The 13,602-nt window shown below is 61.7% G+C and carries 16 protein-coding genes; 8 read left to right on the top strand and 8 right to left on the bottom strand.

Translation table 11 applies throughout. The features are described 5' to 3' along the window. Positions 1-23: 23 nt before the first annotated feature. The 3 genes from MU551_RS02910 to opgC form a co-directional block, all read right to left on the bottom strand. Positions 24-1,055 (bottom strand): LacI family DNA-binding transcriptional regulator, encoded by a 1,032-nt coding sequence (locus tag MU551_RS02910; RefSeq protein ID WP_281506873.1) that lies wholly within the window; start codon positions 1,053-1,055, stop codon positions 24-26. 176 nt (positions 1,056-1,231) lie between these two features. After that, positions 1,232-1,663 carry a toxin-antitoxin system YwqK family antitoxin gene (locus MU551_RS02905; protein ID WP_247040653.1) on the bottom strand — a complete coding sequence of 144 codons (432 nt, stop codon included), beginning with the start codon at positions 1,661-1,663 and terminating at the stop codon, positions 1,232-1,234. Between the two features lie 55 nt (positions 1,664-1,718). Next, the gene (gene opgC / locus MU551_RS02900; protein WP_308198283.1) at positions 1,719-4,208 is read right to left on the bottom strand and encodes an OpgC domain-containing protein; all 2,490 of its coding nucleotides are present in this window, start codon (positions 4,206-4,208) and stop codon (positions 1,719-1,721) included. Between the two features lie 140 nt (positions 4,209-4,348). Here opgC and uraD point away from each other — a divergent pair, with 140 nt between their 5' ends. From uraD to MU551_RS02885, 3 genes are read left to right on the top strand one after another with little or no spacing between them, the layout of a single operon-like run. Then, positions 4,349-4,846 carry a 2-oxo-4-hydroxy-4-carboxy-5-ureidoimidazoline decarboxylase gene (gene uraD, locus MU551_RS02895; protein WP_247040652.1) on the top strand — a complete coding sequence of 166 codons (498 nt, stop codon included), beginning with the start codon at positions 4,349-4,351 and terminating at the stop codon, positions 4,844-4,846. Continuing rightward, a complete protein-coding gene (gene uraH, locus MU551_RS02890; RefSeq protein WP_247040651.1) occupies positions 4,843-5,184 on the top strand; it encodes a hydroxyisourate hydrolase in 342 nt (113 codons plus the stop codon). Before uraD ends, uraH begins: the two co-directional genes overlap by 4 nt. Positions 5,185-5,191: 7 nt before the next feature. Further along, complete coding sequence (locus MU551_RS02885) at positions 5,192-5,512, top strand: MmcQ/YjbR family DNA-binding protein (protein ID WP_247040650.1); 321 nt, start codon at positions 5,192-5,194, stop codon at positions 5,510-5,512. Between the two features lie 60 nt (positions 5,513-5,572). Here the strand turns inward: MU551_RS02885 and MU551_RS02880 are convergent, their stop codons facing one another. The 3 genes from MU551_RS02880 to MU551_RS02870 all read right to left on the bottom strand — a co-directional run bounded on the left by MU551_RS02880 (position 5,573) and on the right by MU551_RS02870 (position 6,986). Further along, positions 5,573-6,034, bottom strand: a complete 462-nt coding sequence (locus MU551_RS02880; RefSeq protein WP_247040649.1) for a DUF4383 domain-containing protein — start codon at positions 6,032-6,034, stop codon at positions 5,573-5,575. Positions 6,035-6,305: 271 nt separating this feature from the next. Further along, the gene (locus MU551_RS02875) at positions 6,306-6,605 is read right to left on the bottom strand and encodes a DUF4193 domain-containing protein (protein WP_247040648.1); all 300 of its coding nucleotides are present in this window, start codon (positions 6,603-6,605) and stop codon (positions 6,306-6,308) included. 156 nt (positions 6,606-6,761) lie between these two features. Then, positions 6,762-6,986: a hypothetical protein gene (locus MU551_RS02870; RefSeq protein WP_247040647.1), complete on the bottom strand. Its 225-nt coding sequence runs from the start codon at positions 6,984-6,986 to the stop codon at positions 6,762-6,764. Positions 6,987-7,139: 153 nt separating this feature from the next. On the opposite strand from MU551_RS02870, the gene MU551_RS02865 reads away from it, so the two are divergent. From MU551_RS02865 to MU551_RS02850, 4 genes are all read left to right on the top strand, one after another. After that, the gene (locus MU551_RS02865; protein WP_247040646.1) at positions 7,140-7,520 is read left to right on the top strand and encodes a hypothetical protein; all 381 of its coding nucleotides are present in this window, start codon (positions 7,140-7,142) and stop codon (positions 7,518-7,520) included. A gap of 47 nt (positions 7,521-7,567) precedes the next feature. Then, positions 7,568-9,217, top strand: a complete 1,650-nt coding sequence (purF, locus tag MU551_RS02860; RefSeq protein ID WP_247040645.1) for an amidophosphoribosyltransferase — start codon at positions 7,568-7,570, stop codon at positions 9,215-9,217. Then, positions 9,214-10,365, top strand: a complete 1,152-nt coding sequence (purM, locus tag MU551_RS02855) for a phosphoribosylformylglycinamidine cyclo-ligase (protein WP_247040644.1) — start codon at positions 9,214-9,216, stop codon at positions 10,363-10,365. The genes purF and purM overlap by 4 nt, the downstream gene beginning before the upstream one ends. Before the next feature lie 453 nt (positions 10,366-10,818). Further along, positions 10,819-11,112: a hypothetical protein gene (locus MU551_RS02850; RefSeq protein WP_247040643.1), complete on the top strand. Its 294-nt coding sequence runs from the start codon at positions 10,819-10,821 to the stop codon at positions 11,110-11,112. Positions 11,113-11,179: 67 nt separating this feature from the next. Here the strand turns inward: MU551_RS02850 and MU551_RS02845 are convergent, their stop codons facing one another. Next, positions 11,180-11,992 (bottom strand): VOC family protein, encoded by an 813-nt coding sequence (locus MU551_RS02845; RefSeq protein ID WP_247040642.1) that lies wholly within the window; start codon positions 11,990-11,992, stop codon positions 11,180-11,182. A gap of 275 nt (positions 11,993-12,267) precedes the next feature. Further along, complete coding sequence (locus tag MU551_RS02840) at positions 12,268-12,501, bottom strand: DUF3073 domain-containing protein (protein WP_247041105.1); 234 nt, start codon at positions 12,499-12,501, stop codon at positions 12,268-12,270. A gap of 280 nt (positions 12,502-12,781) precedes the next feature. Between MU551_RS02840 and MU551_RS02835 the strand changes: the two genes are divergently transcribed. Next, positions 12,782-13,561 (top strand): septum formation family protein, encoded by a 780-nt coding sequence (locus MU551_RS02835; RefSeq protein ID WP_247040641.1) that lies wholly within the window; start codon positions 12,782-12,784, stop codon positions 13,559-13,561. Positions 13,562-13,602 lie beyond the last annotated feature (41 nt).

Here is a 13,602-nt window from a genome sequence, read left to right as displayed (position 1 = left end):
GAGTCACACGAATTGTGACAAGATCAGGCGTTGCGGGATGAACCGGGCTGGGCGGGCGCCCTGCCCGCGCTGCCTCGTTCGGTCAATTCCGGTATTAAGAGTTTCTGGAATGTGGCCGGATCCTCGCCTTGAAGACGCCGGATCAGATACCGGACCGCCAGCTTGGCCAGCTCGCTGTGGTTCGGAGAAAAGCTGGTCAAATTGGGATAGCTCGTACACGATCCACCATCGCTGGTGTTCAGGCCTACCAACGACAGGTCCTGTGGGATGCGAACCCCGCGATCAGCAGCTGCCGCCACGAAGCCTGGAACGGCAGGCTCATTGAACGTCAGCAGGGCGGTCATCCCGGGTGACATTTCCCGGATCTTGTCGAACGCGTTCCAGCCGTCATTAAACGTCGGGGATACGGTGAACACGGGCATCCGGACGCCCCGGGCCTCGGCGGCCGCCAGGACAGCATCCTGCATTCTCACGATAGGTCCATGACCGGCATCCAGTTCTTCCTGTGACCTCGTCAGATACGCCAAATCCGTGTGGCCAAGTCCTAGAACATACTCGAGAGCCATGTTGCCGGTGGCTTCAAAGTCGGCATCAACGAAAGGATGTGACTGGAGGCCTCCGGTACGCCCGATTGTGGTGAACGGAAGATGCGCATCCAGGAGGAACGACACCCGTTCGTCCACGGTTCGCACCTCCATCAGCACCACGCCCTCCACGATTCCCTGGCTGACCACCTTCCGCAGCTCCTCGACGTCATTCGCACTGTAGGGCCAAAGCAGCAGGTGATAGCCCTCGCTGCGGGCCTGCTCGGAAGCAGCCTGGATGTACTCGAAGTCGGTGAGGTTGAAACCAACCTCATCGATCGGAAAGATCAAGGCAATGATTCCCGTGCGTTTGCCGGCCAACCCCTGGGCCAGTGCATTGGGAGTGTAGTTAAGATCCTTCATCGCCCTGAGGACCTGTTGGCGCGTCTCCTCCGAAATCGGGCGTGTGCCGCTTAAAACGTAAGACACCGTGCTCCTGGAAACACCAGCAACACGGGCAACCTCCGCCATGGTGACCAAGTATGTCTCCTCCGGATCCGCGCGGACCAGGGCTACGATAATCCTGCCTCCGAGCGAACATCATTATCCTGTGAGCCAGCATATGCCGTGCAGTCTTGATCGGTGTAAATCGGGCCGCTGTTGCTCCCGTCCGCGCCTCCCGCCCCGTGTTGAACGCCGCGTAGGCCCTACAGATGCTTGTCGTAGGCGTCCTTGAACTTGAGCAGGATGCTGTACTGCGAGCTGGGGTCGGAAGGATCCATGGTGAACTCGTTGATCAGCACCCCTTGCTCGTTGTACTCCTTCTCATCGATCCGTACGCCCCATTCGTAGTTGCTGTCCTCGGCGAGCCGGCCATTGGCATGCCACTTCCTGCAATTGCCATACATGGCGCCGAGGCGGCACGTGAACTGCGCGCGCAGCTGGCCGTGCTCGTCCCAAGTTCGCGAGAGTCCGTCCTTGAGGCCTTCCTTATAGGTCGATTCGGTCTCGATGGTGCCATCCCGAAAGCGCCACACTTCGATACCGGTGAATGGCTCATCGTTCCAGGTCTGAAGCTGGCCCTCCCACTCGAGGTCGTCACCTTCAACCCGCGGCAACGGTCCTGTTTCATTTTCCATACTTGAGCTCTTCCGATCAGTTATGTGTGCGCCGTTGGTGTAATGCGCGACGGCGTCAGGTCGGGATGATCCTGAACAGGGTCCTCGTCCGGACCATCACCCAAAGAAGGGCCACCATTCCCGCGTAGGCAGCAGTGTTCAGCCAGATGTTGTCCTGCTGCAGCCAGGGAACGTTGGAAACCACTGCGATCAGGACTATATGCATGACGAAAACGTACAGCGTTGCCCGTCCCAGCGGGATCAGGAGCCAGCCCAAAGCACGCTCCAGCGGTTTCCAGTACGCCGTCAGCAGGGCGTACACGGTGACCAGCAGGACAAGGACGTTCAGGAGCCGGCCCGGCTCCAGATACGTGCGGCCGAACAGATTCTCATACAGGGCACGAAAACTTGTATCGCTCAGGGAAGCCACGCGCACGTCGAACTCGTTGGCAAGGTACGGGTTGGCCCATGACAGAAACGCGAAGGCCACTGTGAGCCCTGCGCATACCGCCACCACCCAGCGATGGCCTCTCAGCCAGGTCACCAAGCGGCCCCGGTGGTAGCCCGCGACGATGCCAAGGACAAACAGCACCTGCCAGACGAGCAGAGGAAAGGAGTCCTCGAACTGCGAGGGCAGCAGGCGGAAGCGGAACACAGTACCAATAACGTAGAGCGCACTGCTGGCCGCGAGGACCCAGGCTGTTTTTCCACGGCTCAGCGCCCACAGAATCAGCGGGCTGAGCAGCAACATCACCACGTAGAGGCCCATCACGTTGAACTGCCAGGGCCCAAACTGTAAAAACAGAACGGCAGGAATGACGGCACCTGGAACCGGGTACTCCAGGAGCCCCTGCATTCCGCTGAAGAGATCATAGCTTCTACCCGCTACGGCTCTTCCAGCGCCGCCGGTCCCCTGATCCGTGAAGGTAGTAAGGGCTTGGGTGTTCACAGCGGGGATGAGGCTGATGACGAAAACCAGGATTACCACCGCCAACGCTGTCAGGTAGAGCTTTCCGGCGCGTTTGCTGGTTTTATCCAGGATCTCCGCCATGCCGTTGGCCGCCTTGGGGCCATAGACCATTCCCACCACCACACCGGAGAGCAGTACGAACAGCTCCGCACCCGACACGAACCCCACTGCTTCCTGGGTCAAAAGCTGGAACAAGGACGAAATGCCCACATGATTAACAACCACGAAAAGGATGGCCAGACCCCGGAGCATGTCCACCCTTGAATCCCGCGTAGAAGTCTCCTCGTAGCGCCAGCTACGGGCCGAACCCAGGCGCACCGGAAGGAGCCACAAGGTGCAGGCCCCAATCAACAGGGCGCCGCCCACCAACCACGCTGCCGTCCCCGACAAGACAATCCCCGAAATTCCCGTTGAGGCGAGCGTAGAGGATGACGAGGAGGCCAGGTCCTTGACCTTTTCGGTAACCGGGGCCGTGACCAGAGCGGACTCCTTGAGAAGCCCGCCGGCCTCGGCAGCAACTTCTCCGTTCCGCGTGAGCCGCCAATCGATGGCCACCGTTCCTGCGTCACCGTGGGCCGTGCGCTCGTCCCAGACCACCGCCCCCACACGGTCAAATGCGGGGGAAGAGACCTCAGCGAGCACTTGCCGCCACCATGCGGACTTGATTTCGGCTTCGCCGGGACCGCCGGCGCTCGGGCTGAAGTAGGCGGAAGTCTGCAGAAGCAACGGCTTCCGCGCCGAGTATCGCTCGTAGAAATTTTCATCCCCGGCTTTGTCGCCTCTGGCCCCGCCACCGGACAGCATCGAGGCCAGTTCACCGTCCACGGGCACCGTGTTCAGTGCAGCAGCGCCGCCGGTATCGTCATGGCTGGCACTCAGCCCCACCCAATCCACCGACTCCTCGCCGGGAAAGTACGGAGAGTAGGCATCGTCGTCGTGGTTCCAGGCTCCGTCACCATTGGTATCCAGAGCCGCAAAGCCCGTGGCTCCCGGGGATGGAGCAGAATGACTAGGGGAATAGGGGTAGTCCCGTCCGAGGAATGGCTGCCACACCATCACCGCAGCGTCCATGTCCGAGAAGGCCTGCGCCACTGTCCGGAAGGCAGGGACATACGCCTCAGGCTGCTGCCCCCATGGCATCCAGCTTGAATTCATGTCCGGGGCAAACCGGATCAGGAGCATCCCGGGAAAACCCTCGGCCAACTGCTCCAGGTTCGCCGCAAACTCAGCCGAGTTCCCCTCATTCACCCCAGCCAGGGGCACCGTGGGGTTGACCGTTAATAAGGCGTGGGCGCCGACGGCTGCACTTTGGGCCAGGAACTCGCGAAGGTACCGCCTCTCGACGTCTTTCATCGGGAAGGACACCTCATGGCCCAGGACGGCCGGAGTTGCCCCCAACCGTTCGGAGAACCCGACGGCGTCGTCCTCCGCCCATTCCAGCACGGCACCCAGCAGCGGTTCGCCGGGGCTGGTAGCCAGGGAGTCGCCGTCGTGCTCGGAAGCAACAGCCGCGGCAGCCGGCATGAACAGGAGCAGCAGGATGCAAAGAGCGACTATGCGCATCAGTGGCAAGCGGAGCGTAGCGGCACTGAACAATGAGACCCCCTTGTTGAAGGACCCCCGGCCTCCAGCCCCAGTCCCTGCCCCCAATCAGGATCATAGTCCGGGAGGGCTGTGCTGTAGTCTCGTGACACCGTTGCTCCAGTCTCTTCACGTTGTGCACAGGAAGATCCAGCATGCAGCTTGCAGCATTCAATGCCCTCAATCGCGGGGATGCCGTCGCGGCGCTACGGCCTTGCCTCGATGTGGACCGCTGGCTGGAGCAGGTTGCGGACGCCCGCCCCTTCCCGTCGCTGCAGGCCCTCATGGACGTCGCCAGGACTACAGCAAACCCTTTTACCAACGCAGAGGTCCAACAGGCGCTAAGCCATCACCCCCGGATCGGGGAACGTCCGACGGCGAAAAGCGCCGAAGCGTCCATGTCCCGTTCCGAGCAGGCAGGGGTGGATCCGGCTGACGTGGAGGTGGCCCGGGAACTTGCTGAAGGCAACCGCCAATACGAGGAAAAGTTCGGGCAGGTGTTCCTGATCCGTGCGGCCGGCCGGACGGCGTCCGAGATCCTGGCCGCCCTCAGGCAACGCCTTACCCATACGCCCGACCAGGAGCAGGCCATCATTGCCCAACAGCTGCGGGAAATCGCCGTGCTGCGCGTGGAAGGAGTAATCAGCGAATGAGCGTTTCACAGATAACCACGCACGTCCTGGACACGGCCTCGGGGAGGCCGGCTGCGGGAGTCGCCGTCGGGCTTTATGCGCACGACGGCGGCGGCTGGGACCTGCTGGCCACCGGTACCACCGATGCAGATGGCCGGCTCAAAAACCTGGGACCCGAAGAATTGCGCCCCGGGACCTATCGCCTCAATTTCGGCACCGGCAGCTACTACGAGGGCCTTGGTACCGAGACATTCTTTCCCGAGGTGGATCTGGTGTTCACGGTTACCGGCCCCGGTGAGCACTACCACGTGCCCTTGCTGCTGAGCCCCTTTGGCTACTCCACCTACCGCGGCAGCTGACCCATCCATGCCCACCGAAGAGGACGTGCGGAGCATCTGTCTGGCCATGCCCGGGGTGACCGAGCGGCTCGGTTGGAGCCAGCCGGCCTGGTTTGCCCGGACGCTCATGGCCAGGATCTGGGAGGAAGGCGTTCTCACAGTCAAGACCGAGGAACGTGAGGCGCTTGCCGGAACGGATCCCGAAACCTACTTCTGGACTCCCCATCACGACCGCTCGCCTCAACTGGTCCTGGTCCGGTTGGACAAGGTGACCAAGGAGGAGCTCGGTGAGCTCCTCGAAGATTCCTATCTGCTGGCTGGCGGCCGGGGGAGGACAGGCGGGGCCTGACCATCCGCCGGGCCGCACCAGCTCAGCATCCTTTATGCGTGGTCCTCTATGCGTGGTCCTCTAGGCGCGCGCCCGGGCCTGGTGGTTCCGGCCCCTGGTGAGAATCAGGGCCAGCGCAATCATGGCCACGCCCAGCAGCAGGTGAAGCCAGTTGTCGGCAGCGTTCAGTGGGACAAAATTGCCGGCCGATTCCTGATCCACCACAAGTCCGTAGATCCAGAGGACGAGGTAGATGATGCCTCCGAAGAGCAAGTAGGAGCGGGCGCCTGATGCGCTTCGGGCCAGGACCAGTCCCGCGACGCCGAACAACAGGTGCACGGCATTATGCAGTACGGAAACCTGGAACAGGCCCAGAAGCATTGCCCCTGAATGGTGCCCGGCGAAGCTCAACTGGTCCACGTTGCTGGTGATCCCCGGGATGAAGCCCAGGATTCCAACGAGGAGGAAAACGGCACCGATAGCCAAAGCTGCCTTTTGCACGTTAGTGCGCACCCCGGTGCGTGAGTTGCTGACTGTTGTCATGATCGCTCCTGATCAATACCTATATATGGAATGGGTAACAGAACCTGCTGGTTCTAGCTGGTATTCGGGAGCGAAGGCACAACGGATGGGCCATTCTGAAACTTTTTCTTGGTGCTTGTCCGACGGCGGCTGACCAAGGACATGGCCGGGCCTACCTGTGCCTTCCTGACCTTCTTTGCGGACTGAGAGGGGTCCGACGCGCCAACTTGGAGCGTGTCGGCCCTCGTTTCAGGGCAAAGAGGGTCAGCTGGGAAGGCCTGCCATGGCGGATCTACCCTTCACACTCGGTGCAATAGGTCATGCCGTTGGCCTGCCGGGCTACCTGGGACCTGTGTCGGACCAGGAAACACGACGAGCAGACGAACTCATCCTTCTGGGGCGGAATGATCTCGACTGTGAGTTCCAGATTCGAGAGGTCAGCTCCGGGCAGCTCGACACCCTCTGCAGTCTCAGCTTCATCAATGTCGGCATCCCGTGTGCGGACTGCGCCCGGGACGGCTTGAAGCTCGTCGAGTGATTCCGGGACCACATCTGCTTCGGACTTCCGGGGTGCGTCATAATCAGTGGCCATTGCCGGGTCTCCCTTCAGCGATCGGGCCGGGACCAACGAGCCCCGGAATGGCTGCTCGGACAAGCAGGTGTCATCCTTTGGTATGCAATAGTAAGCGTACTTATTTTCTATGTACAGTTACGTCAACCCAGCCCCTGATTGATGCGCGGTGATCTCTCAGGCCCGGTTTCTATTCCGTAGCATCTGAAGGTGTTCCTTTCTGGCTGCCACATTGAGCGGGCCAAAAAGCGCCAGGTACAGTCCGAGGGCAATGAAGAACGCCGTCCAGAACTCCAGGAACGTCATCAGCACCAGACCAAGCCCTACAGCCAACAGCAATCCGATAGACCCCCACTTCGCGAGCCTTCGCGCTGCAGGCGGGAGCGATTCATATGCTTTCATCGGCCTCCTCCTCCATGCTGGCCGCACGATCTGGACACGTCCACAGGAAACGCAGAATCAGGCATGCCCGGAATTAATCGTAAGCAGCCCGAGTAACCCTGTCGATTGCTGCCCGCAACACTGGAGGACATGCCGCACAGTAGGCTTGATGGCATGTCTTTCGAAGAAACTCCCGGCACTGCAGGCAACAATCCGCTTCCGGAGCCGGAACGCCGGGACGTCACTGTTCGCAGGGCTCCCAGGTATGTGCCTTTCCTCATATTGGGCGGCATCGTAGGCGTGGCGGTGGCGGCCGTCGTCGCCTTCGCACTGCCAGGGAGTGCGAGCTATGACCCCGGTTCGGTTTTTGGTTTCTTCATGATCCTGTTCGCCGCCGGTGGGGCCCTCCTGGGCGCCGCTGCGGCCCTGGTGCTGGATCGCTTGAGTGTCCGGCGGGCCGAGCACGCCGTCGTCGAATCCGTTCCCGATACTGATACCGGGACAGAAAACATCTCAGACACCGGCACGGACGGCCACCCTTCCCCGCAGTCATAAACGCCCGGACGGAAAAGTCTTAGCGTATGGCGTGAGATAATCGACCAGTGGCACGCGGCGACGGAAAACTTTCTCATGATCTTCTCCCTGGCGAAAAAGGCCCTCAGGACGCATGTGGCGTCTTTGGGGTCTGGGCACCAGGTGAAGAAGTAGCAAAACTCACCTACTACGGGCTGTATGCATTGCAGCACCGCGGTCAGGAGTCGGCTGGTATAGCCACTTCGGACGGCAAGCGGATCAACGTCTACAAGGACATGGGCCTGGTGTCCCAGGTCTTTGACGAGACGACCCTGAACACCCTGACGGGGCACCTTGCCGTAGGCCACTGCCGCTACTCCACCACCGGTGCAAGCCACTGGGCCAACGCCCAGCCCACGCTCGGCGCCACCTCAACTGGCACCGTGGCCCTGGCGCACAACGGCAACCTCACCAACACAGCCGAACTCAAAGCCATGATCATGAGCCGCAATGGCGGCCAGCTCAGCGGCGAAATGAAGCAGGGAAACACTTCTGACACCGCACTGGTTACGGCGCTCCTCGAAGGCGAGCCAGGAAAGTCGTTGGAACAGACCGCCATCGAGCTCCTGCCAAAGATCAAGGGTGGATTCTGCTTCGTCTTCATGGACGAGGGCACCCTGTACGCCGCACGCGATACCTACGGCATCCGCCCCCTGTGCCTCGGCCGCCTGGAACGCGGCTGGGTTGTCGCCTCCGAGCAATCAGCCCTTGCCACGGTGGGCGCCAGCTTCATCCGGGAGATCGAACCCGGAGAATTCATCGCCATCGACGAAGCCGGCGTACGGTCCGTACGGTTTGCGGAGGCGACGCCGGCCGGTTGCGTTTTCGAGTACGTCTACCTCGCCCGCCCGGACGCATCCATCGCAGGACGCTCCGTGTATGAGTCCCGTGTGGAAATGGGCCGCCAGCTCGCCCGGGAAAACACCCAGGAAGCCGACCTTGTCATCCCGGTCCCCGAATCAGGAACGCCAGCTGCCGTAGGCTACGCCGAAGAGTCCGGCATCCCCTTCGCACACGGATTCGTCAAGAACTCCTATGTGGGCCGTACCTTCATCCAGCCATCCCAGACGCTGCGCCAACTGGGCATCAGACTCAAGCTCAACGCCCTGGAATCGGTGATCCGCGGCAAGCGCGTTGTTGTGGTGGACGACTCGATCGTCCGCGGCAACACCCAGCGCGCCATCGTACGGATGCTCCGCGAGGCCGGTGCCGCCAGCGTCCACGTGAAGATTTCCTCGCCGCCGGTGAAATGGCCCTGCTTCTACGGCATCGACTTCGCGTCCCGGGCAGAGCTCATTGCCAACGGAGCCACCGTGGACGAGATCACCCAGGCCATCGGCGCCGACTCCCTGGCCTACATTTCCGAAGACGGCATGATCGGCGCCACCCAGCAGCCGCGCGAACGTCTGTGCACCGCCTGCTTCACCGGCAAATACCCCATCGAGCTCCCGGGTGCCGACAAGCTGGGCAAGAACCTCCTCGAGCGCACAGACCTCGGCGGCATCCCGGCCGCCGGAGCCTCCGCTGCTGGCAGCCCCTCCGACGAAGTACCGGCTGACGAGGATCCCGCGGAAAAGGCCGGCGCTACCGGCTGCGATCCGGGGCCCGACTCCGAATTTGAAAACCTGCTGACTGACGCTGATCGCCTGATCGACTCTGACAAGAAAGAGCCAGTATGACTTCCGCTTCCCCAGCCGCCGGAGCCAAAAGCGCCGGAATCACCTACGCCTCTGCCGGCGTCGACGTCGAAGCGGGCGACCGCGCCGTCGAGCTGATGAAGGGCGCCGTCAAGGCGACTCATAATTCCTCGGTGCTTGGTGGGGTGGGCGGCTTTGCCGGCCTTTACGACGTCTCCCGGCTGCTGACCTACAAGCGTCCGCTGCTGGCCACTTCCACCGACGGTGTCGGCACCAAGGTTGCCATTGCCCAGGCGATGGACATCCACGACACCATTGGCTACGACCTCGTGGGCATGGTGGTGGACGACATCGTGGTGGTGGGCGCCGAGCCGCTGTTCATGACTGACTACATTGCGTGCGGCAAGGTTGTTCCTGAACGCATCGCCGACATCGTCCGCGGCATCGCTGCTGCCTGCTCCGTGGCCGGTACCGCACTGGTGGGCGGCGAAACCGCAGAGCACCCGGGCCTCTTGGGCGAGCACGAATACGATGTTGCCGGTGCTGCCACCGGTGTGGTCGAAGCCGATTCCCTCCTTGGCCCGGACCGCGTCCGTGCGGGAGACGTTGTGATTGGAATGGCTTCCTCCGGGCTGCACTCCAACGGCTACTCCCTGGTCCGCCGGGTCATCAACCACGCCGGCTGGGCACTTGACCGGCAGGTCTCCGAGCTGGGGCGCACCCTCGGCGAAGAACTGCTGGAACCCACACGCGTTTACGCCGCAGATTGCCTGGACCTTGCCCGCACTTTCCCGGTCAACTCCGGGGCAGCAGTCCACGGGTTCAGCCACGTCACGGGTGGAGGCCTCGCGGCAAACCTGGCCCGCGTCCTCCCCCAGGGCCTCGTGGCCACGGTGGACCGCGCAACCTGGGAACTGCCCGCAATCTTCAAGCTGGTCTCCGAGCTCGGCAACGTGCCGCTCGCGGACCTGGAGCGCACGCTGAACCTGGGCGTGGGCATGGTGGCCATCGTTTCCGCGGAAGCCGCCGACGCCGCCGTGAACAGGCTGAACGACCGAGGCCTGCCCTCCTGGATCATGGGCACTGTGGAACAGGATTCCGACTCCATCATCAAGACCGGAGTGGACTACGTCCAGGGTGCCAAGGGTGTTGACGGCGGCGCCGTCCGCCTGGTCAACGCCTACGCCTGATACTTCTCCATCGAGTGCTTCCGTAACTGCCGTTTAGAAGGCTCATAACGGCAGTTTTGGGGCCCACGCCGGCAGGGTTCCCTGGCCGAGCTTGCGAGGCGAGGGGGCCGGTGGGGAGCATTCGATGTGGCTTAAGAAGATCTGACATGAGACACTCTTTTCCCTTGACTGCTAAGCATGCTTACCTTTAAGCTCGACGATATGGAAGAGCAGTACCAGAGGTGGCATGGGGGTTCTTCTCTAGGGCTTGCAGTTCGGCCCTGACCAGGCGTGGCCCTTTGGGTCAACCTAGGTTGGACTGCCTTTCACCGCCGTCGGCGGAAATCAAAAAGAAGCAACCAATAGTGATGTTCGGGTCTCTGCCTGCCACAACAGGCGCCCTGTTCACTACGGGTCGCCTTGAGCTCGGTAGGCATAGCCTCGAGCGAATCAAGGGAGCACATAATGTCAGTCATGAAAAAAGCCACCGCATCAGTTTTTGGATCATTGTTGATCTTGGGAGCCGTAGCCACCCCATCACAGGCGGTTCGCGATGTGGATCAGGACGGCCTGGTTAACGTCAGCGTCGGAAACGTGGAGATTTTGAATGACGTCAACATCGCAGTTGCGGCTAATGTCGCGGCTCAGCTCTGTGGTATCAAGGTTGGCCCGGTCATTCTGCTCGCCACCCAAGTCGATGCTACAGACGTCTCCTCAGTAGTCTGCGATCGTCAGGGCCAACGGAACGACGTAACGATTACTGACTAGTCATTCCATCGGAACCAATAGAGGTGCCCCGGCCCCCCCAGGGGCCGGGGCTTCCCTTTGCTCGTGTTCAGGGAGTGGGCTCAATCTCGACGACGCTGAAGACGCCGCCCTGCGGATCCTTCAGCGTTGCCACGAGCGTTCCGGCGTCCTCAGCGAACTCGGGCTCCACCAGAACTTCCGCTCCGGCTGCCGCGGCTGCCATAACGGTCTCGGAAGCACTGGACACACCGAAGTAGACCTGCCAGCCGTTGCCGGCACGTGACGCGTTGGGCTTCCCGCCGTCGCCACCTCCCGCCGGTGCGATTCCCGCAACCTCGGCGCCGTCCACCATCAGCGTGCTGTACGTCCCGCCGTCGTCCTGGGGGTATTCGGTGACGTCATGACCAAAGAGGTGCTGGAAAAACGCGACGGCGGACTGCGGCTCAGGCGTCAGCAGCTCCGCCCAGGCGAATGCCCCGTGCTCGTTGTACAAGGCCGAGCCCGTGTGCGTGCCTGCCTGCCATACCCCTGTGGTTCCGCCGCCTGGTACCTCCATAAAGAGCATCACCCCTGTATCGGCCACGTCCTCCGGCCCGAACTGGACTGTGCCGCCCGCATGCACCACGTCATGCGCAAGTCCATGGGCATCATCAGCCGCAAAATACACGTTCCACTGGGCGGGCTGGCCCGCGGCTTCCTGACTTGGGTTCTGCGGTGCGATAACACTGACAAGATCCTCACCGACGAAAGCCTGCGCGTAGCTTCGGCCGTCCGGCGTGGGAAGGTCTTGGAACGTCCACCCGAAGACGGCAGCATAGAAGGTCTTGGCCGCCTCCACATCGGGGGTCTGGACGTCCGTCCAGCAGGGTTCGCCGTGTTGATAGCGTTCGACTCGCGACATGATAATCCCTTCGCAGCTTTCGGTAACCCCATCAATCTAGCGCCGGGAAGGGTCCTTACCAACAGTCGAACCGCAGGCCGGCAAGACGGATTGATTAAACAGAAAGGCCCGTTGGTACGCCAAGAAACGGCGTGGCCAACGGGCCTGATAACTGAGGTCGGAACTCCTCGCCCACGCGCACATGGGTTCGGGGTACCGCAAAAGAAGCATCGCACTATAAGTACGACGGCGGCACGCTACTGACGGAGCCTTACGGCACGTTCAGTGAGCGACAACTAGCCGATGCGACGGGTGTCTACCTCGTCGTCGTCTTCTTCCAAATCGTCCGCGTACTTATCCACATAAGCTGAATAGTCCGGTTCTACCGGGTCATCCGCGAAATGGCTCGTGGCACGACTTCCCGGGCCCGTCAGCTCGCGCTGAAGTGCCGTGTAGTCAGTGTTCGGGGAGTAGTACTTGATGTCCCGAGCCTGCTTTGTAGCTTTTGCCTTTTGACGGCCGCGCCCCATGGCGTGACCCCCTTTTGTACTTGGACCGGAGGTGGTCACCTTGGCGATCGGTGAGGCCCCGGAATGTTTGGTCAATTTGTCGTACACCTAGGTTACATGCTTTCTGGGGCAACTGCGCGCCAGTTCACCGCCCCTGTGGGAAGAGTCTCGCGCGGTGCACTGTTCGCAGACCACGTCCCTGACTGTTTCTTGGGTAGAGTCGAGGTGGGGGATGCACGGATTTGCTGGCCACCGCCGGTATCCCGCATCAGGTTAAGCAGGGGAAGAGGTGAGGTCCGCAATGGATAAAAAAGATGCCGGGCAGAACAAAGATGACTCGCATCAGCCCGGCTCCGGCATGGGTAAAGGCACTCCACGTGTACCGCCGCCACCTGCAAAACCTCCCACCGTTCCCATCGCAGTGATTCCTCCCGCCCCACCACGGAAACCGGCAGCAGTCCCGCCAGTACCTGCCGAAATGCCGCCGGAATCCAGCACGCAGGCGCCCATTGGATACGAACCAATCGAAGTCGAACGCAAACCGAGACGGCGCATGTCAGATCGTTCCAAGCAACTCCTCATCAACGGCAGCATCATTGCAACCGGCCTGGTGCTGCTGGGCCTGATGGTCTGGGGTTTGATGACCTTCCTCAATACAGGTTCCCGGGACGGACAGGCTTCCGGCGGCGGCACTCCCACACCCACTGCGGACGCCAGCCCCCTTCCGCTCCCCCGGGAAGGCGTGAGCCCATTGGACTTCCGCCTCGGTGACTGTTTCAAAGACTTCGACCCCAACGCCACAGGATCCACAGTGGTGGCATGCGATACGGAGCATTCAGCGCAACTCGTCGCTGTCCATCACTATCCGGAATCCGAGGCGTACCCGGGACAGGACGCGCTGAGGAACAAGGGGCGCGAAATCTGCCAGAACGCCAAACTCAATGGCGCCGAGGCAAACTACGTGCTCTTGCAGCGCACTGCTTTCCCGAGCACTACCAGCTGGGAAACAGGGGACCGCCGCGTGGACTGCTACGTCACGGCCGATGCTGGCAACGTCATCAAGGAAAACCTGCTCCCCTGAGCGGTTTTTCCACTGGTCCTTCCGGCCCTGGCTGGTTCCTT

Origin of the sequence: Arthrobacter rhizosphaerae, from assembly GCF_023062595.1 — a bacterium.
In the GTDB taxonomy this organism is placed as follows: Bacteria; Actinomycetota; Actinomycetes; order Actinomycetales; family Micrococcaceae; genus Arthrobacter; species Arthrobacter rhizosphaerae.
Note: the sequence above shows the minus strand (reverse complement) of the source record. Positions and strands in the feature narration are given on the sequence as shown.